This is a genomic window from Sphingosinicella microcystinivorans, assembly GCF_027941835.1.
Classification (GTDB): Bacteria; Pseudomonadota; Alphaproteobacteria; order Sphingomonadales; family Sphingomonadaceae; genus Sphingosinicella.
The window spans coordinates 740,103-764,851 of sequence record NZ_CP116005.1 but is presented as its reverse complement, the minus strand read 5'-3'; the positions used below and the strand labels follow the sequence as shown (position 1 = coordinate 764,851).

Here is a 24,749-nt window from a genome sequence, read left to right as displayed (position 1 = left end):
GCGTCAGCGCCCGGTGGTGGGCACGGGCGGCGGTCGTTTCAGCAGCAGCACCAGCGGGATCGAAACCAGCGCGACAGTCATCAACAGGTAGAAGTCGTTGATGTAGCCGATCATCATTGCCTGCCGGGTGATCTCCGCGTCGATCATCGAGAAGAGGCTTGCGCCTACGCTGCCCGCGCCCTCCAGCAGGTGCGGGTTGAGCGGCGCTAGCGAGGTTTCGGTGATGTTCCCGGCGAGAATCTCGTGGCTCGCCTGCGTGGTGCGGGCAAGCTGCGCCGTGCAGATGGAGATGCCGACCGACGCGCCGAGGTTCCGCACGAGGTAGAGCAGGCTCGCCGCGTCGGTGCGATGGCGGGGCGGGAGCGTGGCGAAGGCGACGAGGTTCATCGACGAGAAGATGAGGCCGATCCCCGCGCCCTGCAGCAGGCCGCTCCAGATCACCGGATGGAAGCTCATGTCGAGCGACCAGTGGGCCATCCACCAGAGCGAAGCGGCGGTGATCGCCATGCCGGTGCCGATGAGCGCGCGCGGGTCGACGCGGCCGGCGAGGATTCCCGCCAGCGCGAGGCTGAAGAGAACGCCGATGCCGCGCGGCGCGAGCACGAGCCCGGTCTCGATGACCGGATAGCCGTAGACGGTCTGCAGCATCGGCGGCAGCAGCGCCATCGTTGCCATCAGCAGCGCGCCGATATTAGTCATGAAGAACAGGCCGAGCAGCAGGTTGCGGTTCTTCAGCATGTCGCGGTCGAACATCGGCCGCCGGCCCGTCGCCATGTGGACGAGGAAAAGCCAGATGCCGATGATGGCGAGGCCGAGTTCGATGCGGATTTCCCAGGATTGCAGCCAGTCCTCCTGATGCCCGCGATCGAGCATCAGTTGCAGCGCAGCGAGGCCGACGGCGAGCATGGAGAAGCCGAACAGGTCGAAGCTGCGCCGCAGCACGGGACGCGAGGGGAGCAGCGCGATCAGGATCGCAAGCGTCGCGATGCCGATCGGCACGTTGATGTAGAAGATCCAGCGCCAGTTGTAGTTGTCGGTGAGCCAGCCGCCGATGATCGGCCCCATGATCGGCCCGACCATGATGCCCATGCCCCACACCGCCATTGCCTTTGCGTGCTGTTCACGCGGCGTGATGTCGAGCATGACGGACTGCGACAGTGGCCCCACGAACGCCGCGGACGCGCCTTGAAGCACACGGAACAGCACCATTTCGGGAAGGTTGACGGCGATGCCGCACAGCATCGAGGTGACGATGAAACCCGCCACCGAAAAGATGAACAGCCTGCGCGACCCGAACCGGTCGGACAGCCAGCCGGTGAGCGGCATGGCGATGGCGGTGGCGAGGATGTAGCTCGTCAGCACCCACGAAACGCTGTCGAAGGTCGCGCCGAGCGAGGCCTGCATGTGCGGCAGCGCGACGTTGGCGATCGTGGAATCGAGCACCTGCATGATCATTGCCAGCATGATGCCGACGATGAGCAGCGGCTTGTTGCTGACCTCGACGACCGGCTGGCCGTGCGCTGCTGCGGCGCTGGCGGACATCAGTTTGCGTCGGGGTTTGCGTGCGCGTTTTCGTCCGGACGGACGTCGACCTTCACCTCGGCGCTGAGGCCGGCGATCAGCGGGCGGGTGCTCTTCGAATCGATGGCGATGCGCACGGGCACGCGCTGCGTCACCTTCACCCAGTTGCCGTTGGCGTTCTGCGCCGGGAGCAGTGCGAATTCGCTGCCCGTGCCCGCGCCGATGCTTTCGACATGGCCGTTCAGCGCCTCGCCGTAGGCGTCGATCCGGATCGACGCCTTCTGACCCGGACGCATCTTGCGCAGCTCGGTTTCCTTGAAGTTCGCCTCGATCCACGAATGGCCGTCGGCGACGAGGCTGAGCGTCGGCAGCCCGGCGGGAAGCATCGCACCGATCTGAAGCCGCTCGGTCTGGCTGATGATGCCGCTCGCGGGCGCGCGGATTTCCGTGCGCGACAGATTCAGCATCGCTTCCTCGCGCGCGGCGAGCGCGGCTTCGACCGCCGCGGGCCGGTTGGAGGCCGCGCCGCCGCTGCCGAGCGCGACGCGCGCCTTGCGCGCCTGCGACGTCGCCGTGTTCATCTGTTCGCGCGCCTTGGCGAGCGCGAGCTGCGCCGCCTGATAGCGCGCGCGCGTCGTGAAGCCGCGGTTCAGCAGCTCCGCTTGCCGGTCGAACTCGGCCCTGGCGAAGGCGATCTCGTCGCGCGCCGCGGCGATGTCGACGTCCGCCACCGTCACCTCGGCGCCGAGTTCGTCCACCTCGACGCGGGCCTTGGCGAGTGCCGCTTCCGCCTGCCGGAGCGCGATTCGGTAAGGCTCGGGGTCGATGCGGAACAGGAGCTGGCCTTCGCCGACGCGTATGTTCTCGCGCACCGCAACCTCGACGACGCGGCCGCTGACCTCGGGCGCGATCGAAACCTTGTCCTGCCGGACATAGGCGTTGTCCGTCGATTCATGCGCCAGCCCGGCGATGTAGAGCCATGCGCCGACCGCGATCAGCAGCAGCGGCACCGACAGCATCAGCAGCGGGCGCAGCCACGCCGGGAAACGGCGGCGCGACAGCGCCGTGTCGTCGTTCACCTCGAATCCCAGATCAGCCATTAACGGCCTCCTGTTCGACGCGCCGCGAGAGATTGGCGCGCACGCGTTCCAGATAGCCCACGAACGCCGCGCGATCCTCCGTGGTGAAGCCTTCCAGCGTGTCCTCGATCATGCGGTCGGAAATGGGCAGCAGTTCCTTGATGATCGCGTGGGAGCGGGGGGTGAGGAACAGCCGCCACGCGCGCCGGTCCTGCGGATCGGCGCGGCGTTCGACGAAGCCGGCGTCCTGAAGCCGGTCGACCATGCGGCCGACCGTGATCGCCTCCACCTCCAGCCGTTCCGCAAGCTCGCCCTGGTTGATGCCTTCACCGCGTTTCAGGACGGTGAGAACGCGCCACTGCGGGCGCGTGATGCCCATCGGGCGCACGCGCGCGTCGAACTCGCGCCGCAGCAAACGGGCGCTGTCCGCGAGAAGAAAACTGAGAGATTCGCTCATAAGCGCGCATATAGTAGCCATGCTTACTATATGCAATGGCAGGATGGCATGTCCCGGGAAGCGGTGTAATTTGTCGCACATGCCGACGCTTTTCGCCGACCTCTTCTGGTCGTTCCGCTCGCCCTATTCGTATCTCGCGACGCACCGCTACCGCGCACTGACGCAAGAATACGACCTCCGGATCGACCTCAGGCCCGTCTATCCTCTGGCGATTCGCCGACCTGATTTCTTCGAGACCAACCACCCCAACTGGCTCGGCTACACGATGCGCGATTTCGTGCGGGTGGCGCAGTATCTCGGGATCCCGGTGACGCCGCCGCGGCCGGACCCCATCGTCCAGAACGTGTTCACGCGCGAGATCGCGGCCGAGCAGCCCTACATCTTCCGCCTGACGCGACTCGGGCAGGCGGCGGCGCGGCGCGGGGCAGGGCTTGAGTTTGCCGATGAAGCCTCCCGGCTGATCTGGGGCGGCACGGAGAACTGGCACGAGGGCGAACACCTCGCCGGAGCGGCGGCGCGTGCCGGGCTCGATTTTGCGGAGATCGAGGCCGAGGCCGCATCCGATGCGGATGCGCTGGACGCCGAGATCGCCGCCAACCAGCAGGCGCTGGAAAAGGCAGGCCACTGGGGCGTGCCGACGCTGGTGTTCGACGGCGAGCCGTTTTTCGGGCAGGATCGCATCGACATTGCCGTCTGGCGCATGAAGCAGGCGGGACTGGAGGCGCGATGACGCTAATGACCGGCGGCTGCCAGTGCGGCCGTATCCGCTACGAGGCGGAGATCGAGACCTACGAGGCCTATCTCTGCCATTGCCGCTATTGCCAGCGCGCCACGGGCGGCGTCTCGATCGCGTTCAAGAACCTGCCGAAGGCGGCGGTGCGCTGGAGCCGGGAGCCGGACTGGTACGCCTCTTCGCCGATCGCGAGGCGGCCGTTCTGTTCGAACTGCGGCACGCCGCTCGGCTTCGCCTTTCCGGACAGCGCGAACATGGACCTGACCGTGGGGTCTTTCGACGATCCCGCGCGGTTCTTCCCGAAGCATAATTTCGGTATCGAAAGCCGCCACGACGCATGGAGCGACACGTCCGCTCTTCCCGGCCAGCGCTGCGATGAGTACGAGGCGCTGAACAAACGGTGGAAGGAAGCGGGTGTCTCTCCAGACGCGTGACCGGGATTTCGAATCGTTCGACGGCGTCCGCATCGCGTGGACGGAAGCCGGGCCGGAAGACGGACGCCCGCTCGTGCTGCTGCACGGCCTGTTTTCGAACGCGCGCGTCAACTGGGTGAAGTTCGGCACGGCGGCACGCCTCGCCGAGGCTGGCCTGCGCCTCATCATGCCGGATTTCCGCGCGCACGGGAAAAGCGCCGCGCCGACCGATGCGGCCTCATATCCGCCCGACGTGCTGGCGGACGACGTGCTCGCGCTGATCGACCATCTCGGCCTCACCGACTACGATCTCGGCGGCTATTCGCTCGGCGGGCGGCAGACGGTGCGTGCGATCGTCCGTGGCGCCCGCCCGCGCCGGATCGCGATCGTCGGCATGGGGCTGAAGCCGATCGTGGACGTCGCGCCCAGCACGGACTGGTTCATCGAAACGGTCCGGAACGCCGATGCTCATGCGCGCGGCAGCGAGGAATATTTCGCAATCCAGTTCATGAAGACCAACAAGGTCGATCCGGCGGCTGCCATCCACCTGCTGAACGCGCAGGTCGACTCGGCGCTCGCCGACGTCGAGGCGATTGCCGAGCCCGCGCTCGTGCTCTGCGGCGCGGAGGACCACTACAACGCCGAGGCGTTCCGGCTTTCGGAAACGCTGCCGAACGCGACGTGGGTGGAGATTCCCGGCACGCACATGTCGAGCGTCACGCGGCCCGAACTCGGCTCGTCGCTGGCGGACTTCTTCGCCGCTTGACCCCCGGATGCGCCGTTCTACCGTGACGGCATAACGGTTCAGGGGAGATTCCGACCATGAAAAGCCTGACTTCCGCACTGGCGCTCGCCGCCATGTTGCTCGCGACCGGCGCGTCGCCCGCCCCCACGGCATCCGATGCCGACGCCTTCGTCGCGAAGGCCGAGAAGGACCTTGAGGAACTCGGCATCTTCGCGGCGCGCGCCGCGTGGGTGAACGCGACCTATATCACCGACGACACCGACATCCTCGCCGCGCGCACCGGCGCGGCGTTCACCGAGGCCGGCGTGCGCTATGCGTCCGAAGCGGCGAAATATGCGGCGCTGCCCGGCCTCTCCTCCGACACGAAGCGCAAGCTCGACATGCTGCGGCAGGGCCTCGTCGCGCCCGCGCCGAACACGCCGGGCGCGGCGGACGAGCTGTCGACGCTGCTCACCGGGCTGCAATCGGCCTACGGCAAGGGCAAGGGCACGTACAAGGGCGAGGTGAAGAGCGGCAACGACCTCGAGGCGCTGATGGGCACCGAGCGCGATCCCGAGGTGTTGAAGGAGATGTGGGCCTCGTGGCACAAGGTCGGCGCGCCGATGCGGGCCGACTACACGAAGTTCGTCCGCATCTCGAATGCCGGTTCGAAGGAACTCGGCTACGCCGACACCGGCGCGCAGTGGCGTGCGGGCTATGACATGGACCCGGACGCGTTCGCGAAGCTCACCGACGACACGTGGAAGCAGGTGAAGCCGCTCTACGACCAGCTTCATTGCTACACGCGCACGAAGCTGAGCGAGAAATACGGCGACGCCGTGCAGCCGAAGACGGGTCCGATCCGCGCCGACCTGCTCGGCAACATGTGGGCGCAGGAATGGGGTAATGTATACGATATTGTCGCACCGGAAGGTGCGGGGGATGTCGGCTACGATCTCACCGAGCTGCTCGCGGCGAAGAACTATACGCCTGAAACGATCGTGAAGACCGGCGAGGGCTTCTTCTCCTCGCTCGGCTTCGCGCCGCTGCCGCAGACCTTCTGGGACCGCTCGATGATCACGGCGCCGCGCGACCGCGAGGTGGTGTGCCACGCCAGCGCTTGGGACATCGACAACAAGGACGACATCCGCATCAAGATGTGCACCAAGGTGAACGGCGACGATTTCGTCACCGTGCACCACGAACTCGGGCACAACTACTACCAGCGCGCCTACAACCGGCAGCCCTATCTCTACATGAACAGCGCCAACGACGGCTTCCACGAAGCCGTGGGCGATTTCATCGCCCTGTCGGTGACGCCGGATTACCTCGTGAAGATCGGGCTGCTCGACCCGAAGGCGGTGCCGAGCGCGGACAAGGACATCGGGCTCCTGCTCAAACAGGCGATGGACAAGGTGGCGTTCCTGCCCTTCGGCCTCCTCATCGACAAGTGGCGCTGGGGCGTGTTCTCGGGGCAGATCACGCCCAACACCTACAACAAGGCGTGGAACGACCTCCGCCTCCAGTACCAGGGCATCGTGCCGCCGGTGCCGCGCAGCGAGGCGGATTTCGATCCGGGCGCGAAGTACCATATCCCCGGCAATACGCCCTACACGCGCTATTTTCTCGCGCGGCTGCTGCAGTTCCAGTTCCATCAGGCGGCGTGCAGGCAGGCGGGCTGGAAGGGGCCGCTGCACCGCTGCTCGATCTACGGCGACAAGGCGGTCGGCGAGAAGCTGAACGCGATGCTGGCGATGGGCGCCTCGAAGCCGTGGCCGGACGCATTGCAGGCGTTCACGGGCTCGCGGCAAATGGACGGCAAGGCGATGATCGCCTACTTCCAGCCGCTGATGACGTGGCTCGAAAAGCAGAACAAGGGCAAGACCTGCGGCTGGTGAGGTAAGGGACCTACCTGAACGCCGGCTCGTCGAAGGCGCGGAGCTTGCGGCTGTGGAGGCGCGTGCCGGCGGCGCGGAGCAGGTCGCAGGTGGCGATGCCGATGCGGATGTGCTCGCGGATGGCGCGCTCGTAGAAGCGGTTCGCCTGCCCGGGCAGCTTGAGTTCGCCGTGCAGCGGCTTGTCGGAGACGCAGAGCAGCGTGCCGTAGGGGACGCGGAAGCGGTAGCCCTGCGCGGCGATCGTCGCCGATTCCATGTCGATGGCGACGGCGCGCGACTGCGAGAAGCGCAGCGCCGAGAGCGAATAGCGCAGCTCCCAGTTGCGGTCGTCGGTGGTGACGACGGTGCCGGTTCTGAGCCTCCGCTTCAGCGCGTCGGCGCTCTCGCCGGAGACGTCGAGCGCGGCCTGCTGGAGCGCCTGCTGCACCTCGGCGATGGCAGGGATGGGGATCTCCGGCGGCAGCACGTCGTCGAGCACGTGGTCGTCGCGCAGGTACGCGTGCGCCAGCACGTAGTCGCCGATGGTCTGCGTCGGGCGGAGGCCGCCGCAGTGGCCGATCATCACCCACGCCTCGGGTCTCAGCACGGCGAGGTGGTCGGTGATCGTCTTGGCGTTCGACGGGCCGACGCCGATGTTGACGAGGCTGATGCCGGTGCCGTCCTCGCTCATCAGGTGCCACGCGGGCATCTGGTGCCGCCGCCACGCCGCGTCGGAGGCCATGCGCTCGGGGTCGGCGTCTCCGGCGGTCATCACCACGCCGCCCGCGCCCGACAGCGCGATGTAGCGGCTGCTGCTCGTCAGCTGCTCGCAGCCCCAGCGCACGAACTCGTCGACGTAGCGGTGGTAGTTGGTGAACAGCACGTAGCGCTGCACGTGCTCGGGCGGCGTCCCGGTGTAGTGGCGAAGGCGCGCGAGGCTGAAATCGGTGCGCAGCGCGTCGAACAGCGCGAGCGGCCGCGCCGGGCTCAGCGCCGGGTTCCAGAGGCCGTCCGCGACCTCGTCGCCGATGTGGGCAAGCTCGGTCGCCGGGAACCAGCGCGCGAGTTCCTCGGCGCGGACCTCGCCGAGTTCGAGCCCGCCCGCGTCGAGCACATAAGGAAACGGGATTTCCTGGCGGCCGGGCACGGCCTCGAAGGTGACGCCGTAGTCGCGGGCGAGAAGGCTGATCTGCTCGGCGAGATAGTCGCGGAACAGCGCGGGCCGCGTGATGCTGGTGGCGTAGGTGCCCGGCGCGGTCAGCCGCCCCCACGAATGGGACGCCGGATGCGCCGCGCGCTCGCCGCCGTAGGTGAGCCGCAGCTCGGGATAGGCGAAGGCGCCGCCCTCGCGCGCCGCCGCGTCGGGGCGGGTGCCGTCCGCGATATAGGCTTGCAGCGCGGTCCGCAGCCGCTCGCGGGACGCCTCGTAGAGGCGGTCGAGTTCCGCGACGACGGCTGCGGCGTCCTGCATGTTGGCTTAGGCCAGCTGGCCCAGCAGGTGCTCGGCGCTCGACACGCGGAAGGCGCCCGGCTCCTCGACGTTCAGCTCGGAGACGACGCCGTCCTTCACCAGCAGCGAGAAACGCTGGCCGCGCTTGCCCATGCCGAACTTGGAGGCGTCCATGGTGAGGCCGAGGGCTTCCGAAAAGCTGCCGTTGCCGTCGGCAAGCATCGTCACCTTGCCGTCGGCGCCCGCGCCCTTGCCCCACGCGCCCATCACGAAGGCGTCGTTCACGGCGATGCAGGCGATCTCGTCGACGCCCTTCGCCTTCAGCTCGTCGGCATGATCTATGAAGCCCGGCAGGTGCTTCGCCGAGCAGGTCGGCGTGAACGCGCCCGGCACGGAGAACAGCGCCACGGTGCGCCCGGCGAAGAACTCGTCGGTGTGGACGGGCGCGGGGCCGCTTTCCGTCATCGTCATCAGCGTCGCGCTCGGGATCCTGTCGCCTACCGAAATCGTCATGGCTCTTGCTCCTTGGCCGGGGGAAATCTGGACGCGCTTCGTAACCGGTCCCCCGCCGATCGCCAAGCGTCCGTTGGCAGAGCGGGGGAGGAACGCCTATACTCCCGGCGATGGACGTCGCGCCCTACCTTTCGGGACAGCTGCTGCTGTCGATGCCCGGCATGGCCGATCCCCGATTCGAGCGCGTGGTGATCGCGATGTGCGTTCACGACGCCGAGTCGGCGCTCGGGCTCATCGTCAACAGGATCCGCGACGACATCGACGTGCGCAGCCTGCTCGAACAGCTCGACGTCGATCCCGGCATCGCGCCCGCGGTTCCCGTGTTCGCGGGCGGGCCGGTGGAGCCGGGCCGGGGCTTCGTGCTGCACAGCCCGGAATACGAGGGGCAGTCGACGCTGTCCGTCGGCGGGCGCTGGGCGCTCACCGCCACGCTCGACATCCTGCGCGACATCGCGGCGGGCAAGGGACCGAAACGCTGGCTGATCGCGCTCGGCTACGCGGGCTGGGGCGCGGGTCAACTCGACGAGGAGATGACGCGGCACGGCTGGTTCGCGGTGCCGGGCCGCAGCGAGCTGCTGTTCGACGCGCCGATCGAGAGCCGCTGGACCTCCGCCTTCGCGGGCGCGGGCATCGACGTCGGGCTGCTCAGCGCCAGCGCGGGGCACGCATAAACGGGCGTGCGTCCCTCGACTTCGCTCGGGATGATGCACGTTTCCACGAGGCACAAAGGGACTTCATCCCGAGCGAAGTCGAGGGACGCACCACGCGACTGTCGGCCATTCGCGCTTAATCGTTCGGCAACCGTTCCGTTTAAGGCCTGATTTACACGCGAGTCGCACTCTCCCGTCTGTCGCCGGGAGAAGAGGGTCCCTCCCGGCGCGTCAGCTGGGGGTCACATCATGAGGAAAGTCCAGAAAATGCTGGTCGGCAGTGCGGCGGCGCTGCTGTCCCTGTCGCTTGCGACGCCGGCCGCCGCGCAGAACTGCTGGAACGGCGCGGCGGTGAAGGCCGCCAAGGTGCGCGACCTGCAAACGCTGCTGATGGTCGGCGCGCTGCAGTGCCGCTCCACCGAGTACGACGTGCTCGGCCACTACAACCGCTTCGTGAAGGCGCACCGCGCGACGATCACGGCGCACAACGACGTGCTGAAAACGCACTTCGTCCGCGCCGGAAAGGCGCGCGACTACGACCGCTTCACCACGGCGATGGCGAACGGCCATTCGGCCGGCTCGGCGAATCCGGCGTTCTGCAAGGAAACCGCGGCGCTCGCCGAACAGGTCGCGGGCCTCGGCCGCGCCGAGGTGGAGGCGATCGCCGACAGGATGTTCGCGTCGCCCAAGGGCGTCGGCCGCACCTGCTCCTGACATCGTTTCAGTCTCGTCGCGTCGCGTTACCGTTTTCCCAGTCCCACCGGCCCGTCGCCGCTGTTTTTCCTCCCCTTTTGCGGCGGCGGCGGGCGGCCTCTTGCGGCCGCGCGAAGCTCCGTGTTCGCGCGGCCGACTTTCTCTCCGGGACATAAAGAGTTCTTTATGTTCTCTCTTGCCTTGTTTCGGCGCCTCCCCTAATCCCGCCCCGTATGCGCGCGGCTCTCCGCGCGAGACCCAGGGACAGGAAACGAACACATGGCGCAGGATTACATCGTCCGGGACATCGGCCTTGCGGACTGGGGCCGCCGCGAGCTTGCCATCGCCGAAACCGAAATGCCGGGTCTCATGGCGCTGCGCGCCGAATACGGCGCCGCGAAGCCCCTGGAGGGCGCGCGCATCACCGGCTCGCTGCACATGACGATCCAGACGGCGGCGCTGATCGAGACGCTGACCGCGCTCGGCGCCGAGGTGCGCTGGGCCTCGTGCAACATCTATTCGACGCAGGACCATGCTGCCGCCGCCATCGCCGCGCAGGGCATCCCGGTGTTCGCCGTTAAAGGCGAGACGCTCGCCGAATACTGGGACTACATCGACCTCACCTTCCAGTGGCCGGGCGAGCCCGCCAACATGATCCTCGACGACGGCGGCGACGCCACCATGTTCGTGCTGTGGGGCGCGCGCATCGAGGCCGGCGAGAGCTTCCCCGCGCCGGCCAACGAGGAGGAAGAGGAATTCCAGCGCGTCGTGAAGGCGCGCGCCGCCGCCTCGCCGGGCTTCTTCGCGAAGACCTTGAAGAGCATCCGCGGCGTCTCCGAGGAGACGACGACGGGCGTGCACCGCCTCTACGAGCTCGCCAAGGCGGGCAAGCTGCCGTTCCCGGCGATCAACGTGAACGACAGCGTCACCAAGTCGAAATTCGACAACAAGTACGGCTGCAAGGAAAGCCTCGTCGATGGCATCCGCCGCGGCACCGACGTGATGATGGCGGGCAAGGTCGCCGTCGTCGCGGGCTACGGCGACGTCGGCAAGGGCTCGGCCGCCTCGCTGCGCGGCGCGGGCGCGCGCGTGATGGTGACGGAGATCGACCCGATCTGCGCGCTTCAGGCGGCGATGGACGGCTTCCAGGTCGTCACCATGGAGACGGCGGCGCCGATCGCCGACATCTTCGTCACCGCGACCGGCAACAAGGACGTCATCACGCTCGATCACATGCGCGCGATGAAGGACATGGCGATTGTCGGCAACATCGGCCACTTCGACAACGAGATCCAGGTCGGCGCGCTCAAGAACTACAAGTGGACCGAGGTGAAGCCGCAGGTCGACATGATCGAATTCGCGGACGGCAAGCGCATCCTGCTGCTCTCGCAGGGCCGCCTGCTCAACCTCGGCAACGCCACCGGCCACCCGAGCTTCGTGATGTCGGCGAGCTTCTCCAACCAGGTGCTGGCGCAGATCGAGCTGTTCGCGCGCGGCGGCGAGTACAGGAACGAGGTCTACGTGCTGCCGAAGCACCTCGACGAGAAGGTCGCGGCGCTGCACCTCGACAAGCTCGGCGTCGAGCTGACGAAGCTCTCGGGCGAGCAGGCCACTTATCTGGGCGTCGATGCCGCCGGTCCGTTCAAGACCGACCAGTACCGCTACTGACGCGCTCAACAGGGATTCAAACCGGCGGCGACTGCGTCTAAGGTCGCCGCCGTGACGCTCCGCCCCTCCGCCTTCCTCGCGATCCTGCTGATGCTGCCCGCGGCACCGGCCTCGGCGGCCGTGTCGCTGATGCAGCGCGGCTGGCCGGTGACGGCGACCGCGATCATCGGCGCGGCGTGGCTGGCGTTCGCGGTGTGGGCGGTGATCCGCTCGGCGCGCGCGCGCGTGCAGGCGGAGATGGCGAAGGAGTGGGGGCTGCGGCTGCGCGGCCTGCTCACCACCACGCCCGGCGCCTATCTCGTCGTCGGCGAGGACGGCGCGGCCTCCTGCTCGGACGCGCTGCGCTCGTGGCTCGGGCTCGACCGCAAGGTGGCGCGGCTCGACGACCTGCTCGGCACCGGCGAAAGCGGCCTCTCGCCCGACGATTTCTCGGCGCTGAGCGCGGCGATCCAGGCGCTCGCCATATCCGGCGCGCCGTTCCGCATCATCGTCTCGGCGGTCGGCGACCGCGTGCTGACGGCGGAGGGCAAGACCGCCCCGCCGCAGCTCGCGGGCGATCGCGGCATCGTCGTGTGGTTCTCGGATTCGAGCGGCGCGCACCGCCGGACGGAGACGCTGGAGGCGGACCGGGACGGGCTGAGGCGCACGCTTGCCGCATCGACCGCGGTGATCGACGCGGCGCCGATCCCGATGTGGCGGCGCGGCGCCGATCAGCGCCTCGTTCAGGTGAACCGCGCCTACGCCGAGGCGGTGGAGGCCGAAAGCCCCGCCGCCGCCGTCCGGCTCGGCATCGAGCTCGTATCGAACCCGCTGTCGGCGACGCCGCAGTCCGCGGCGCGCATGGCGCTCGCCACCGGCCTGCCGCAGGTGCGCGAGGAACCGGCGATCGTCGGCGGCGAGCGCCGCATGATGCGGATCATCGACACGCCGCTCGAGACCGGCGAGGTCGCGGGCTACGCCATCGACATCAGCGAGCGCGACGAGGCGGTGAGCGAGCTCGAACGCTTCGTCGCCGCGCAGACCGCGACGTTCGACCGCCTCTCCTCCGGCGTCGCCCGTTTCGGCGCGGACCGGGCGCTCCTGTTCTGGAACACGGCGTTCGCGGCGCTGTTCCGGCTCGATGCGCCGTTCCTCGACGAAGGCCCCGAGTTCGACCGGCTGTTCGAGCGGATGCACGAGCAGCGCCGCCTGCCCGAGCAGCGCGATTTCCCGAGCTGGCGCCGCGCGCGCCGCGCGTGGTTCACCAGCCAGATGGAGAACGCCGAGGAGACGTGGGTGCTCCCCGACACCACCGTGCTCCGCGTCATCGCGCAGCCGAGTCCGGACGGCGGGCTCCTCCTCATCTTCGAGGACCGCTCCGAGCAGCTTCGCCTCGCCAGCTCGCGCGACACGCTGCTGCGCGTGCAGGAAGCGACGCTCAACAACCTCCACGAGGCCGTCGCGGTGTTTGCCGCCGACGGGCGCGTGCAGCTCTACAACAGCGTGTTCGCCGATCTCTGGAACATCGACGAGGGACACCTCGCGACGAAGCCGCACGTCGACGAGCTTGCCGATCCCGCCGCGCCGCCGCGCGAGGAGCACGCGTGGCTCGGCCTGCTGCGCGATCTCATCCAGGCCTCCACCGTGGGGCGGCAGGCGAAGGCGGGGCGCGTCGATTTCGCGGGCGACCGCGTGCTGCAATATGCGGCGGTGCCGCTGCCGGACGGCAACGCGCTCATCACCTTCCTCGACATCACCGACTCGACGCGCATCGAAAATGCGCTCCGCGAGCGCAACGAGGCGCTGGAGGCGGCGGACCGGCAGAAGTCGGCGTTCGTCGAGAACATGTCCTATGAACTGCGCACGCCGCTCACCGCGATCAGCGGCTTCGCCGAGATGCTGGCGCAGGGCTATGTCGGCAGCCTGTCGCCGAAGCAGGAAGACTATATCCGCTCGATCCTGATCTCGTCGGACCGGCTGCAACTGCTCATCAACGACATCCTCGACCTTGCCGTCACCGAGGCGGGCGCGCTCGCGCTCGACATCCGCGCCGTGGCGGTGGGCGAACTCGTCGAAAGCGTCGCGACGATGACGCGCGGCTTCGCCGAGGACCGCGGCCTCGCGTTCGAGACCAGCGTGCCGGAGGACGCGGGCGTCATCGACGGCGACCCGGTGCGCCTGAAGCAGGCGCTGTTCAACCTCGTGAACAATGCGATCCGCTTCACGCCTTCGGGCGGCCGCGCCGCCGTCTATGTCGAAAGCGCGGCCGACAGCGTCGTCGTGCGCGTCAGCGACAACGGCATCGGCATTCCCGGCGACGAGCAGGAACTGGTGTTCGACCGTTTCCGCAAGGGCTCCAACGCCACCGCCAGCCAGGGCGTCGGCCTCGGCCTGTCGCTGGTGCGCGATGTCATCGAGCTGCACGGCGGCCGGGTGGAACTCGACTCGCGCCTCGGCGAGGGCACGACGGTCAGCCTGCACATCCCGCGCCGTCACGGGGACAAGGCGTGACGGCGCTTGCGAGCGAAGCCGCGACGGACGCCTTCGGACGCCGCCTTGCCGCCCGCCTCGCGCCGGGCGATGTCGTTCTGCTCTCGGGCGATCTCGGCGCGGGCAAGACGGCGCTGGCGCGGGGCATCCTCGCGGGGCTGGGGCACGCGGGCGAGGTGCCGAGCCCGACCTTCACGCTCGTGCAGAGCTACGAACCGCCCGGCGTTCGCCTCCCGGTCTGGCACGTCGATCTCTACCGGCTCGAAGACCCGGGCGAAGTGGAGGAACTCGGCCTCGACGAGATCCTGGCGGACGGCGCGCTCATCATCGAATGGCCGGAGCGCGCGGGCGCGCGCTGGCCTGAGGCGCTGCACCTGTCGCTCACCGGCACGGGGGAGGCGAGCCGCCGCTTGACAGCGCGCGTGCCGCCCGCTTGGGAAGCGCGATGGCCGATCTGAACCTGCCCGCCGGGGCACGCGCTTTCCTAGAGGCGAACGGATGGGGCGGTGCGGGAATCGCGCCGCTCGCCGGGGACGCCTCGTTCCGCCGCTACTTCCGCCTGCGCGACGGTGCGCGCCGCGCCGTGCTGATGGACGCGCCGCCGCCGAACGAGAACTGCGCGGCGTTCGTCGCCATCGACGCCTATCTCGAGGCGCGCGGCGTCAGCGTGCCGCGCGTCTTCGCCGCCGCGCCGGAGCAGGGTCTCGCGCTCCTCGAGGACCTCGGCGATTCGATGTTCGTGCGCGCCATCGAAGGCGGCGCCGACGAGGCGGAGCTTTACCGCGCGGCGGCGGACGTGCTCGCGCATCTCCATGCCGAGCCGATGGCGGAAAGCGTCGCGGGCCACGCGGTCGGCCCCTATGCCGAGGAACGCATGGCGCGCGAGGTCGCGCTGGTGCTGGACTGGCACTGGCCGGAACTCATGGGCGGCGCGGCGGACGATGCCCTGCGCGCGTCCTATGCGGCGGCGTGGGTCGAGGTCTGGCCGCGCGCCCGCGCGCACGACGACCGGCTCGTCCAGCTCGATTACCACTCGCCGAACCTGATGTGGCTGCCGGGGCGCGCGGGCCTCGCCCGCGTCGGCGTGCTCGATTTCCAGGACGCGATGCGCGGCCCCGCCGCCTACGATCTCGTGTCGCTGGTCCAGGACCCGCGCCGCGACGTGCCGCCCGCGCTGGAACCGGAACTCGTCGCCCGCTACCTCGCCGCGCGGCCGGAATTCGACCGCGATGCCTTCGCGGCGAGCTATGCCGTGCTCGGCGCGCAGCGCGCGGCGCGCATCCTCGGCGTGTTCGTGCGGCTGTGGCGGCGCGACGGCAAGCCCGGCTACCTCCGCCACATCCCGCGCGTCTGGTCGCTGCTCGACCGCAATCTCGCGCACCCGGCGCTTGCGCCCGTGGCGCGCTGGTTCGATGCGAACCTGCCCCTGCCGGTGCGCCGCGACTTCGCGGTGGACGCGTGAAAAAGCACCGCGCGCCGCTGTCGCTCCGTCCCAACCCGGACGGGCCGCTGCCGTCCGCCGCGATGGTGCTCGCCGCCGGGCTCGGCAAGCGGATGCGGCCGCTCACCGCGACGCGCCCGAAGCCGCTGGTGCGCGTGCATGGCAAGACGCTGCTCGACCATGCGTTGGGCAATCTCCGCGCCTCGGGCGTGCGCCGCGTCGTCGTCAACGTCCATTATCTCGCCGGGCAGGTGGAGGCGCATCTCGCCCGCAATGCCGCCGATCTCGACGTCGCCGTCTCCGACGAGCGCGGCGCGCTGCTGGAGACCGGCGGCGGCGTCGCGAAGGCGCTGCCGCAGATCGGCGCCGACCCGTTCTTCGTCGTGAACAGCGACAACATGTGGGTGGACGGCCCGATCGACACGCTGCGGCAGATGGGGCGGCGCTGGGACCCGGCGATCATGGACGCGCTGCTGCTCGTCGTGCCGCTCGCCCGCGCGCACGGCTACGAGGGGCGCGGCGATTTCCACATGGCGCCGGATGGGCTGCTCGCGCGGCGGCGCGGCGCGCGCGTCGCGCCGTTCGTGTTCTCGGGCGTGCAGATGCTGAAAGCCTCGCTGTTCGAGGACGTGCCCGAGGGCGCCTTCTCGCTGAACCTCGTCTACGACCGGCTAATCGAAAGCGGGCGGCTCTACGGCATCGCGCACACCGGCCAGTGGTTCCACGTCGGCACGCCCGAGGCCGTGAAGGAGACGGAGGCGCTGCTCGGCAATGGCTGAGCGCAAAGCCGTCTTCACGATCCCGGCGCACCGCGCCTTCGCGGACGCGCTCGCGGGCGGGATGCTGCGCCGCATCGGCGCGGGCGACCTGCCCCGCGCGCTGCTGCTGCTCCCCAACCGCCGCGCCGTGCGCGCCGTGACGGAGGCGTTCGTGCGCGCCTCGGGCGGCGCGCTGCTGCTGCCGCGGATGCTCCCCATCGGCGACGTCGGCGAGGACGAGGCGCTCGGCCTGTTCGACGAGGCGATGGCGCTGGAGGCGGAGACGCAGCCCGCGATCGCGTCCTTCGAGCGGCGGATGCTGCTGATGCCGCTCGTCCACCGCTGGCAGCAGCTCAGCGGACGCGCGCGCAGCAGCGTCGAGACGCTGCGCCTTGCCGACGCGCTCGCCCGCACGCTCGACCAGCTCCAGCTCGAAGGCATCGAGCCCGCGCGGCTCCACGAGACGATGGCCGAGCTCGGCGCGCACTGGGAATCGACGCTGAAGTTCGTCGAGGTGGTCGTCGAGGCCTGGCCGCCGCAGCTTGCCGCGCGCGGCCTCATGGACCGCGTGGCAAGGCGGCAGGCGCTGCTTGCCGCCATCGCCCGCCGCTGGCGCGCGGGTCCGCCCGCGCGGCCGGTCGTGGCGGCGGGCATGGCGAGCGCCGACCCGGCGGTCGCGGACGTGCTCGCCGTCATCGCGGGTCTGCCGCAGGGCGCGGTCGTGCTGCCGGGCCTCGACCTCGATACCGCCGACTGGGACGAGATCGGCCGCTTTCCGGCGCATCCGCAGTGCGGCCTCTGGCATCTGCTCGACCGGATGAGCATCGCCCGCGACGAGGTGCGCGTGTGGGAGGGAGACAGCGCGCTCGACGGCCCGGAGGCGCGCGCGCAGGCCATCGGCGCGGCGCTGTCGCTCGCCGGAAGCACGGCGCACTGGCCCGTTGCGGGTTCGCTCCCCGGCCTCCGCTTCGCCGAGGCGGCGAACCCGGCCGAGGAGGCGGGCGTCATCGCGCTCGCCATGCGGCAACAGCTCGATACGCCCGGCGCCACCGCCGCGCTCGTCACGCCCGATCGCGGCCTCGCCCGCCGCGTCGCCGCGCAGCTTCGGCGCTGGGAGATCGAGGTCGACGATTCGGCGGGCACGCCGCTCGCCCGCGCGCCTTCGGGCACGCTGCTGCTCGCGGCGCTGGAGGCGGGCGCGCAGCGTTTCTCGCCCGGCGCGCTGCTCGCGCTTTTGAAGCATCCGCTGGCCGGGCCGGGCGAGGGCAGGGCGCGGCTGGGCTGGCTCGACGAGGTGCGGCGCCTCGATCTTGCCCTGCGCGGCGTGCGGCCAGCCGCCGGTCTCAAGGGCATTGCCGTGCGCGTGAAGGCGCCGCCGCAGGGCGCGCTTCCGGAAAGCGAGCGCAAGCAGCTCGCGGCATGGTGGCAGGCGCTCCGCCCCCGGCTCGATGCGCTGGAAGCGCTGATGGCGAAGCCGCGCGCGCTCGGCGATGTCGCGGACGGTCTCCGCGCCTTCGCCGAGGACATCTCCGAGGGCCGCGTGTGGGAAGGCGCCGCCGGGCGCGCCGCCGCCGAGACGGTCGCGGAGATGGTGCAGCACGGCGATACGGGCCTGCCGATCCCGCCCGCCGACCTGCCCGCGCTGCTGGGCGCCATGCTCGGCGACGTCGCCGTGCGCCCGCCGTTCGGCAAGCACCCGCGCCTTGCCATCTACGGGCTTCTCGAAGCGCGGTTGCAGCGCGCCGACCTGATGATCCTCGGCGGCCTCAATGAAGGCGTCTGGCCCGGCGGCGATCCGTTCGATCCGTGGATACCGCCCGCGATCCGCCGCCGCCTCGGTCTTCCCGAAACCGAGCGCGCCATCGGCCTCGCCGCGCACGATTTCACGGCTGCCGCCGCCGCGCCGCACGTGCTGCTGACGCGCGCGCGCCGCGACGCCTCCGCGCCGACGGTCGCCTCGCGCTTCTGGCTGCGGCTGCTCGCCTTCGCGGGCGATCATGCCGAATGGGAAACCGATCTCCCCGTGCTTGCCGCCGCGCTCGACGCGCGCGAGACGGTACTGCCCGCCGAGCGTCCGCGCCCCGCGCCGCCCGCCGCCGAGCGCCCGAAGACGATCAGCGTCACGCAGGTCGACCGCCTGCTGATCGACCCCTACAGCTTTTACGCCGAGAAGATGCTGCGGCTGCGGCCGCTCGATCCGCTCGACGCCGATCTCTCGGCGGCGGAGCGCGGCACGATCGTCCACGCCGTCATCGAAACGCTGGTGGGGGCGGGCACGCTCCACGATCCCGCCGCGCGCGATGCTGCGATCGACGCCGCCATCGCGGCGCACGCCGACCAGCCGCTCGTCGCCGCGCTCTGGCGTCCGCGCATCGTGCGGATGCTGGACTGGGTCGCGGAATTGATGGCGGCGCGCGAGGCGGAAGGCTGGGGCGCGGTGCGTTCGGAAGTTTCCGGCGAGTTCGTGTTTTCGGGCGTCACGCTCAAGGGCAAGGCGGACATCGTGCAGGCGGGGCCGGGGGGCCTGCTCGTCGCCGACTTCAAGACCGGCGCCGTCCCCCGGCAGGCGCGGCTCGCGGGCGGGCTCGCCTCGCAGCTCGGCCTCCTCGCATGGCTCGCCGAGGAAGGCGCGCTCGACGGCCCCGCCTCGCGCGTCGTCGAGGTCGCCTACTGGAAGCTTTCCGGCGGCCGGGAACCGGGCAAGGAAACGACGAGCGCGCGCCACTACAAGGCGGCGTGGAGCGATCTCCCCGCCTTCATCGAGACCTGCCGCGCCGCGTTCCGCGAGGCGGTCAGCGACTATCTCGCGGGCAGCCGCCCGTTCGAGGCGAAGGTGAAGCCGGAATACGCCGTCCATTTGCAGGACTACGACCACCTCGCGCGCCTTGCCGAATGGTGGGGGCGCAAATGAGCGTCCGGCCCCTGCTCCCCGAACAGAAGCGCGCCGCCGATCCCGAACTCAGCGCATGGGTCTCCGCCTCGGCGGGTACGGGCAAGACGCAGGTGCTCACCGCGCGCGTGCTGCGGCTGCTGCTCGCGGGCGCGCGGCCGGACGGGCTCCTCGCGCTCACCTTCACCAAGGCGGCGGCGGCGGAGATGCAGACGCGCATCTTCGAGACGCTGTCGCGCTGGGTGCGCGCGGACGATGAAACGCTCGCCGCCGAGCTTGCCGCGATCGGCGCGCCGTCCGATCCCGATACGTGCCGCCGCGCCCGCGCGCTGTTCGCGGAGGCGCTGGAGACGCGCGGCGGGCTCAAGGTGCAGACGCTGCACAGCTTCGCGAGCGCGCTGCTCGCGGCCTTCCCGCTCGAGGCCGGGATCGCGCCCGGCTACGAGACGCTCGACGACCGGAGTGCGCTCCGCATCCACGCCGAAACGCTCGCCGAACGTGTCGGTGACGGCGACGCAGCGCTGCTCGCCGACCTTGCCGCGCTCTCGGTGCAGAACGGCGAGGCGCGCGTGCAGGAGGTGGTCGCGAAGCTGCTCGCCGGGCGCGGCGTGTTCGAGGACGTCTACGGCAAGGCGGTCGACTGGCGCGGCCTCGTGCGGCGCGGGCTCGGCCTGCCCGGCGCGGGCAGCCGCGACGAGGTGCTCGCCGCCGCGCTCGCCGACGACGCCTTCGACTGGGAGACCGTGCGCGAATATGCGGCGGCGATGGCGGCGTGGGGCACGAAGACGGGCCTCGATGCCGCCGACGCGCTGGCGCGCGTGCTCGGCGCAGCGCCGGAGGTGCGGCACGACTTTCTGGACGATCTCGTCGGCGCGGGCTTCCGCAAGGACGGTGAGCGCCGCGCCGCGCCCAAGGGCTTCGGCGACCTCCACGAGCGTTTCTGCACGGTCGTCGGCGCCGTCCGCGATCTCGCCGCCGGGCTCGACCTCGCCGAGACGGCGGCGCTGCACCTGCGCGTCGGCCATACGCTCGCCGCCGCCTACGAGACGCGCAAGGCGGCGGCGGGCGCGCTCGACTACGCCGACCTCATCGTCAAGGCCGCGCGCCTGCTCTCCACGCTCGCCGCGCCCTTCGTGCTCTACAAGCTCGACCAGCGCATCGACCACATCCTCGTCGACGAGGGGCAGGACACCAACGCCGCGCAGTGGGCGATCGTGGAGGCGATCGCGGACGAGTTCTTCGCCGGCGCGGGCACGCGCGACGAGGCGGAGACGGGCGCGCGCACGCAGTTCGCGGTCGGCGACTACAAGCAGGCGATCTTCGGCTTCCAGGGCACCGACCCGCGCGCGTTCGAGGCGGCGCGCGCCGCCGCCGAGCGTCGTGCTCTGAGCGCGGACAAGCCCTTCGAGACTATCGACCTCGCGCTCAGCTTCCGCTCCGCGCCCGCCGTGCTCGATGTCGTCGATACGATGGTGGAAACCGTGGGACCTGCCGCGTTCGGCATCGAGGGCGACATCCCGCGCCACGCGGCGCACCGTGCGGGCGCTGCAGGGGAGGTGGTGTTGTGGACACCCGTCACCGGGACCATCGACGAGGACGATGCGGAGGACGCCGTCCCCGAGGACGCGGAGCGCACGCTCGCGGCGAACATCGCGCGGCAGGTTTCCGGCTGGCTGGAGGGCGGCGAGCTTCTGGCCTCGAAGGGCAGGCCGATCGCCGCGGGCGACATCATGCTGCTGGTGCGCTCGCGCGGCAGCCTCGTGCCCGCGCTCGTCTCGGCGCTGATGGCGGCGCGCGTGCCGGTGGCGGGCGCGGACCGGCTGCGCCTTACCCAGCCGCTCGCGGTGCAGGACCTGCTCGCCCTCGTCCGCTTCGCGCTCCAGCCGGGCGACGACCTCTCGCTCGCCGCGCTGCTCGTCTCGCCCTTCCTCGGCTGGTCGCAGGACGATCTCTACGGCCTCGCGTACAAGCGGCGCGGCACGCTCTGGCGCACGCTGCGCGACCGCACCGACGACAAGGCCCGCGCCGCCGAGGACTGGCTCGGCAAGGTGCTCGCCCGCGCCGACTACATGGCGCCCTACGAGTTCCTCGAATACGTGCTCTCCGGCGCGCCGCAGGGCCGCCTGCGCCTCATCGCGCGGCTCGGCGAGGAGGCGCGCGACCCCATCGAGGAACTGCTCAACCAGGCGCTCGCCTACGAGGGCGCGAACACGCCGTCCTTGCAGGGTTTCCTGTCGTGGATCGAGGCGGACGACGTGGAGGTGAAGCGCGACGCCGAGGCCGCGCGCGACGCCGTCCGCATCATGACGGTGCACGGTTCGAAGGGGCTTCAGGCGCCCATCGTCATCCTCGCCGACGCGGCCTCCGCCGTGCCCAAGGGCGCGAAGCCGCCGCTGCCGCTCGACCTTCCCGGCCTCGGCCCCGCGCCGCTGTTCTTCGGCTCGTCGAAGACGCTCGTCGGCCCCGCGCGCGCCGCTTACGAGGCCGCGACGCGCGCGGAGGGCGAGGAGCGCATGCGCCTGCTCTACGTCGCGCTCACCCGCGCCGAGGACCGGCTCTATGTCGGCGGCGCGCTCGGCAAGCGGCCTTCGAAGGCGAAGAGCTGGCACGGCCATGTCGCCGACGCGCTCGCGGCGCTCGGCGCGGAAAGCGTCAACGATCCCGTCTGGGGCGACGTGCTGCGCCACGCGAGCGGCACGCCCGCGCCCGTGGCAACGCCTGCGAAAGCCGCTCAGCCCATCACGCCCGCCATTCCCGCATGGGCGCTCGCGATGCCACCGGAGGAGGAACGCCCGCCGCGTCCGCTCGCGCCCTCCGCCCCGCAGGACGACGACCCGCCCGAGCCGCCGCCCGGCCCGGCGCTGCGCGCCGCCGCGCGGCGCGGGCAGGTGCTGCACCGGCTTTTCGAGCGGATCGGCGGCGTCGCTCCGGAAAACCGCGAGGCGGCGATGCGCGCGTGGCTCCGCCGCAACGCGCCCGATCAGGACGCGGACACCGTCGCCGCCGAGGTCGCGGGCGCGCTCGCCGATCCCGAACTCGCGCCGTGGTTCGCAGAGGGCGCCTATGCCGAGGCGCCGCTGTCGGCGGTCGTCGAGGATGTCGTCATCACCGGCACCATCGACCGGCTGATCGTCGGCGAAGACGTCGTGCGCGCGCTCGATTTCAAGACCGGGCGGCAACCGCCGCAGGACCTCGCGGGCGTGCCGCCCCAGCACCTCCGCCAGATGCGCGCCTACCGCGACGCGCTCGCCCGCATCTTCCCCGGCCGCCGCGTCGAAACCGCGCTGTTCTACACGGCGGTGCTGCGCCTGATCCGCGTCGATTGACCTGAAAGCCCGCCTTTCAGGCGCGGCAGAAAGGCTTCGCGCATTTCGGCTTGAAGCGCGCGCGGCAACGCCCCAGATTGCGCGCCACGCATTGTCCGTTTCGGAGATCTGTCATGGGTTCCACCGCCATCACCCCGGAAAATTTCGAGGCCGAAGTCACCAACGCCGGCAAGCCGGTCCTCATCGACTTCTGGGCGCCGTGGTGCGGACCGTGCCGTCAGATCGCCCCGGCGCTGGAGGAGCTTTCGGAGGAGCTCGGCGAGCAGGTGACGATCGCCAAGCTCAACACCGACGATCACCCCGATCTCGCCTCGCAGTTCGGCATCCGCGGCATCCCGACGATGATCCTGTTCAAGGACGGCAAGCCCGCCGCCACCAAGGTCGGCGCGCAGCCGAAGTCGATGATCAAGGACTGGCTCGTCGGCGAGCTCGCCGAAGACGTATCCAGCCGGCAGGGCTAGGCGAGGGTCCGCGGTTCCGCGCCCGCCGCGGTTTCCGTGCGCGCCGCGCGGCGGCTGACGAACGCCGCCAGCAGTGCCCCCGCCGCGAGGATGCCCGCCGCGATCAGGAAGCTGACGCCCGGCGTATCCGCCACGGTCTGCTCGTACATCCAGCCGAAGAACAGCGGCGAGGCGATGCCCGCGATGCTGCCGACGCTCATGTTCGCGCCCTGCAGCTGGCCCTGCTCGCTTTCGGACACGCGGCGCGTCATCAGCGACAGCAGCGTCGGCATGGCGAGCGCCCAGAGCGCGTTCGGGAACAGCGCCAGCGTGAACAGCAGGCCGGTGGGCGCAAGGCCCATGCCCGCAAGGCCGATGCTCCCCATCACCAGCCCCGCGACCATCGTGCGCCGGTCGCCCCAGCGCTTCACCGCCGGGCCGACCAGCATCGCCTGCACGATCATTTCGAGCACGCCCGCGAGCGCCAGCGCTCCGCCCATGTACATCGGGGTCCAGCCGTGGCGGTGCGCCGCGTAGAGCACGAACACCACCGAGAACACGTGGTGCGCGAAGTACAGCAGGAAGTTCACCACCGCGAGGCCGGAGAGCTCTGGGTGCGAGCGCAGCAGCTTCAGCGCGCCGAACGGGTTCGCGCGCGTCCATGAGAACGCCATGCGCCGCTCCTGTGGCAGCGATTCGGGCAGGATGAACAGGCCGTAGAGGAAGGTGACGGCGGAGAGCGCCGCGGCGGCCCAGAACGGCGCGCGCGGCCCGATCTCGCCGAGCACGCCGCCGATCAGCGGCCCGGCGATGAATCCCGCGCTGAACGCGGCGCCGACGAGGCCGTAGCCGCGCGCGCGGTGCTCGGGCTCGGTGATGTCCGCCATGTAGGCGAACACGGCGGTGAAGCTCGACGAGGTGATGCCGCCGATCATGCGGCCGACGGCGAGCCACCAGAGGTCTGGCGCCAGCGCCATCAGAATCCAGTCGAGCGTCAGCCCCGCGGTCGAAATGAGGATCGTCGGCCGCCGTCCGAAACGGTCGGAGATCGAGCCGATCACCGGCGAGCAGAGGAACTGCATCCCCGCCCAGATCGCCACCATGATGCCGTTCCAGTACCCGGCGGCCGCTTCCGACCCCGCGAAGTCCTCGATAAGGGCGGGCAGAACGGGGATGACGATCCCCATCGCCATCACGTCGAGCACGGCGACGGCGAGGATGAACGCGATTGCGGGACGGGAGGACGCGGACGACATGGCCGGGCGCTCATAGCCGCGCGCGGGCGCGGCGTCACGGGGGATATGGGCTGCGGTCAGGCCCCGCCCCCCGCGGGCCTACGGCTCAAACGTCGTCGCTGCCGTAGGCGCCGCCTTCATTCTCCATGCGGTCTATGGCCCGCACGTCCTTCGCGGTGAACTTGAGGCGGACGCCGACGCCGCCGTCACGGTTCTCCGGCAGGAACACGGCGCCGCCCGATTCCAGCACCGTCTGCAAGCGGTGCGCCGCGTCAGGGGCAAGGTCGGCGTTGCCGCTTTCGAAGGCGCGCAGCGTGTCCTCGTCCAACCCCGCGCCCCTGGCGACATGATCGCGCGGCCACCGTACCAGCGCTCTTGCCGCGCGTGCCTGGGGTCCGGTGATCGTCATGGC

Annotated in this window: 21 protein-coding genes; 14 read left to right on the top strand and 7 right to left on the bottom strand. The window is 70.3% G+C overall.

Translation table 11 applies throughout. From position 1 onward, the window contains the following. Positions 1-3: 3 nt before the first annotated feature. From PE061_RS03675 to PE061_RS03665, 3 genes are read right to left on the bottom strand one after another with little or no spacing between them, the layout of a single operon-like run. Positions 4-1,542, bottom strand: a complete 1,539-nt coding sequence (locus PE061_RS03675; RefSeq protein WP_271257813.1) for a DHA2 family efflux MFS transporter permease subunit — start codon at positions 1,540-1,542, stop codon at positions 4-6. Further along, positions 1,542-2,621: an HlyD family secretion protein gene (locus PE061_RS03670; protein WP_271257812.1), complete on the bottom strand. Its 1,080-nt coding sequence runs from the start codon at positions 2,619-2,621 to the stop codon at positions 1,542-1,544. Before PE061_RS03670 ends, PE061_RS03675 begins: the two co-directional genes overlap by 1 nt. Then, positions 2,614-3,057 (bottom strand): MarR family winged helix-turn-helix transcriptional regulator, encoded by a 444-nt coding sequence (locus tag PE061_RS03665; RefSeq protein WP_271257811.1) that lies wholly within the window; start codon positions 3,055-3,057, stop codon positions 2,614-2,616. Before PE061_RS03665 ends, PE061_RS03670 begins: the two co-directional genes overlap by 8 nt. 79 nt (positions 3,058-3,136) lie before the next feature. Here PE061_RS03665 and PE061_RS03660 point away from each other — a divergent pair, with 79 nt between their 5' ends. The 4 genes from PE061_RS03660 to PE061_RS03645 are packed head-to-tail and all read left to right on the top strand — an operon-like array spanning position 3,137 to position 6,825. Beyond that, positions 3,137-3,787, top strand: coding sequence for a 2-hydroxychromene-2-carboxylate isomerase (locus PE061_RS03660; protein WP_271257810.1), 651 nt, complete (start codon positions 3,137-3,139; stop codon positions 3,785-3,787). Beyond that, positions 3,784-4,224 carry a GFA family protein gene (locus PE061_RS03655; protein ID WP_271257809.1) on the top strand — a complete coding sequence of 147 codons (441 nt, stop codon included), beginning with the start codon at positions 3,784-3,786 and terminating at the stop codon, positions 4,222-4,224. Before PE061_RS03660 ends, PE061_RS03655 begins: the two co-directional genes overlap by 4 nt. After that, complete coding sequence (locus PE061_RS03650) at positions 4,205-4,969, top strand: alpha/beta fold hydrolase (protein ID WP_271257808.1); 765 nt, start codon at positions 4,205-4,207, stop codon at positions 4,967-4,969. The genes PE061_RS03655 and PE061_RS03650 overlap by 20 nt, the downstream gene beginning before the upstream one ends. A gap of 56 nt (positions 4,970-5,025) precedes the next feature. Then, positions 5,026-6,825, top strand: coding sequence for a M2 family metallopeptidase (locus PE061_RS03645; RefSeq protein WP_271257807.1), 1,800 nt, complete (start codon positions 5,026-5,028; stop codon positions 6,823-6,825). A gap of 10 nt (positions 6,826-6,835) precedes the next feature. On the opposite strand, the gene PE061_RS03640 is transcribed toward PE061_RS03645, so the two are convergent. Together PE061_RS03640 and PE061_RS03635 are read right to left on the bottom strand one after the other, a co-directional pair. Further along, the gene (locus tag PE061_RS03640; RefSeq protein WP_271257806.1) at positions 6,836-8,275 is read right to left on the bottom strand and encodes an AMP nucleosidase; all 1,440 of its coding nucleotides are present in this window, start codon (positions 8,273-8,275) and stop codon (positions 6,836-6,838) included. A gap of 6 nt (positions 8,276-8,281) precedes the next feature. Continuing rightward, positions 8,282-8,767, bottom strand: a complete 486-nt coding sequence (locus PE061_RS03635; protein ID WP_271257805.1) for a peroxiredoxin — start codon at positions 8,765-8,767, stop codon at positions 8,282-8,284. A 110-nt stretch (positions 8,768-8,877) separates the two neighbouring features. On the opposite strand from PE061_RS03635, the gene PE061_RS03630 reads away from it, so the two are divergent. From PE061_RS03630 to trxA, 10 genes are all read left to right on the top strand, one after another. Beyond that, positions 8,878-9,438: a YqgE/AlgH family protein gene (locus PE061_RS03630; RefSeq protein ID WP_271257804.1), complete on the top strand. Its 561-nt coding sequence runs from the start codon at positions 8,878-8,880 to the stop codon at positions 9,436-9,438. 228 nt (positions 9,439-9,666) lie between these two features. Continuing rightward, entirely contained in the window at positions 9,667-10,131 is a 465-nt protein-coding gene (locus tag PE061_RS03625) for a hypothetical protein (RefSeq protein WP_271257803.1), read from the top strand. 258 nt (positions 10,132-10,389) lie between these two features. Next, a complete protein-coding gene (gene ahcY, locus PE061_RS03620) occupies positions 10,390-11,778 on the top strand; it encodes an adenosylhomocysteinase (RefSeq protein WP_271257802.1) in 1,389 nt (462 codons plus the stop codon). Positions 11,779-11,829: 51 nt separating this feature from the next. Further along, complete coding sequence (locus PE061_RS03615) at positions 11,830-14,268, top strand: PAS domain-containing sensor histidine kinase (protein WP_271257801.1); 2,439 nt, start codon at positions 11,830-11,832, stop codon at positions 14,266-14,268. Further along, a complete protein-coding gene (tsaE, locus tag PE061_RS03610) occupies positions 14,265-14,705 on the top strand; it encodes a tRNA (adenosine(37)-N6)-threonylcarbamoyltransferase complex ATPase subunit type 1 TsaE (RefSeq protein ID WP_271257800.1) in 441 nt (146 codons plus the stop codon). The genes PE061_RS03615 and tsaE overlap by 4 nt, the downstream gene beginning before the upstream one ends. Continuing rightward, positions 14,693-15,709 carry an aminoglycoside phosphotransferase family protein gene (locus tag PE061_RS03605; RefSeq protein ID WP_336297016.1) on the top strand — a complete coding sequence of 339 codons (1,017 nt, stop codon included), beginning with the start codon at positions 14,693-14,695 and terminating at the stop codon, positions 15,707-15,709. The genes tsaE and PE061_RS03605 overlap by 13 nt, the downstream gene beginning before the upstream one ends. Next, entirely contained in the window at positions 15,706-16,467 is a 762-nt protein-coding gene (locus PE061_RS03600; RefSeq protein WP_271257799.1) for a nucleotidyltransferase family protein, read from the top strand. The genes PE061_RS03605 and PE061_RS03600 overlap by 4 nt, the downstream gene beginning before the upstream one ends. Continuing rightward, positions 16,460-19,357: a double-strand break repair protein AddB gene (gene addB / locus PE061_RS03595; RefSeq protein WP_271257798.1), complete on the top strand. Its 2,898-nt coding sequence runs from the start codon at positions 16,460-16,462 to the stop codon at positions 19,355-19,357. The genes PE061_RS03600 and addB overlap by 8 nt, the downstream gene beginning before the upstream one ends. Continuing rightward, a complete protein-coding gene (gene addA, locus PE061_RS03590) occupies positions 19,354-22,662 on the top strand; it encodes a double-strand break repair helicase AddA (RefSeq protein ID WP_271257797.1) in 3,309 nt (1,102 codons plus the stop codon). Before addB ends, addA begins: the two co-directional genes overlap by 4 nt. Before the next feature lie 113 nt (positions 22,663-22,775). Continuing rightward, the gene (trxA, locus tag PE061_RS03585; RefSeq protein WP_271257796.1) at positions 22,776-23,123 is read left to right on the top strand and encodes a thioredoxin; all 348 of its coding nucleotides are present in this window, start codon (positions 22,776-22,778) and stop codon (positions 23,121-23,123) included. Here the strand turns inward: trxA and PE061_RS03580 are convergent. Beyond that, positions 23,120-24,358 (bottom strand): TCR/Tet family MFS transporter, encoded by a 1,239-nt coding sequence (locus PE061_RS03580; protein WP_271257795.1) that lies wholly within the window; start codon positions 24,356-24,358, stop codon positions 23,120-23,122. The two genes, trxA and PE061_RS03580, sit on opposite strands and share 4 nt — an antisense overlap. Positions 24,359-24,443: 85 nt before the next feature. After that, positions 24,444-24,746 (bottom strand): DNA-binding protein, encoded by a 303-nt coding sequence (locus PE061_RS03575; protein ID WP_271257794.1) that lies wholly within the window; start codon positions 24,744-24,746, stop codon positions 24,444-24,446. Between the last annotated feature and the right edge of the window lie 3 nt (positions 24,747-24,749).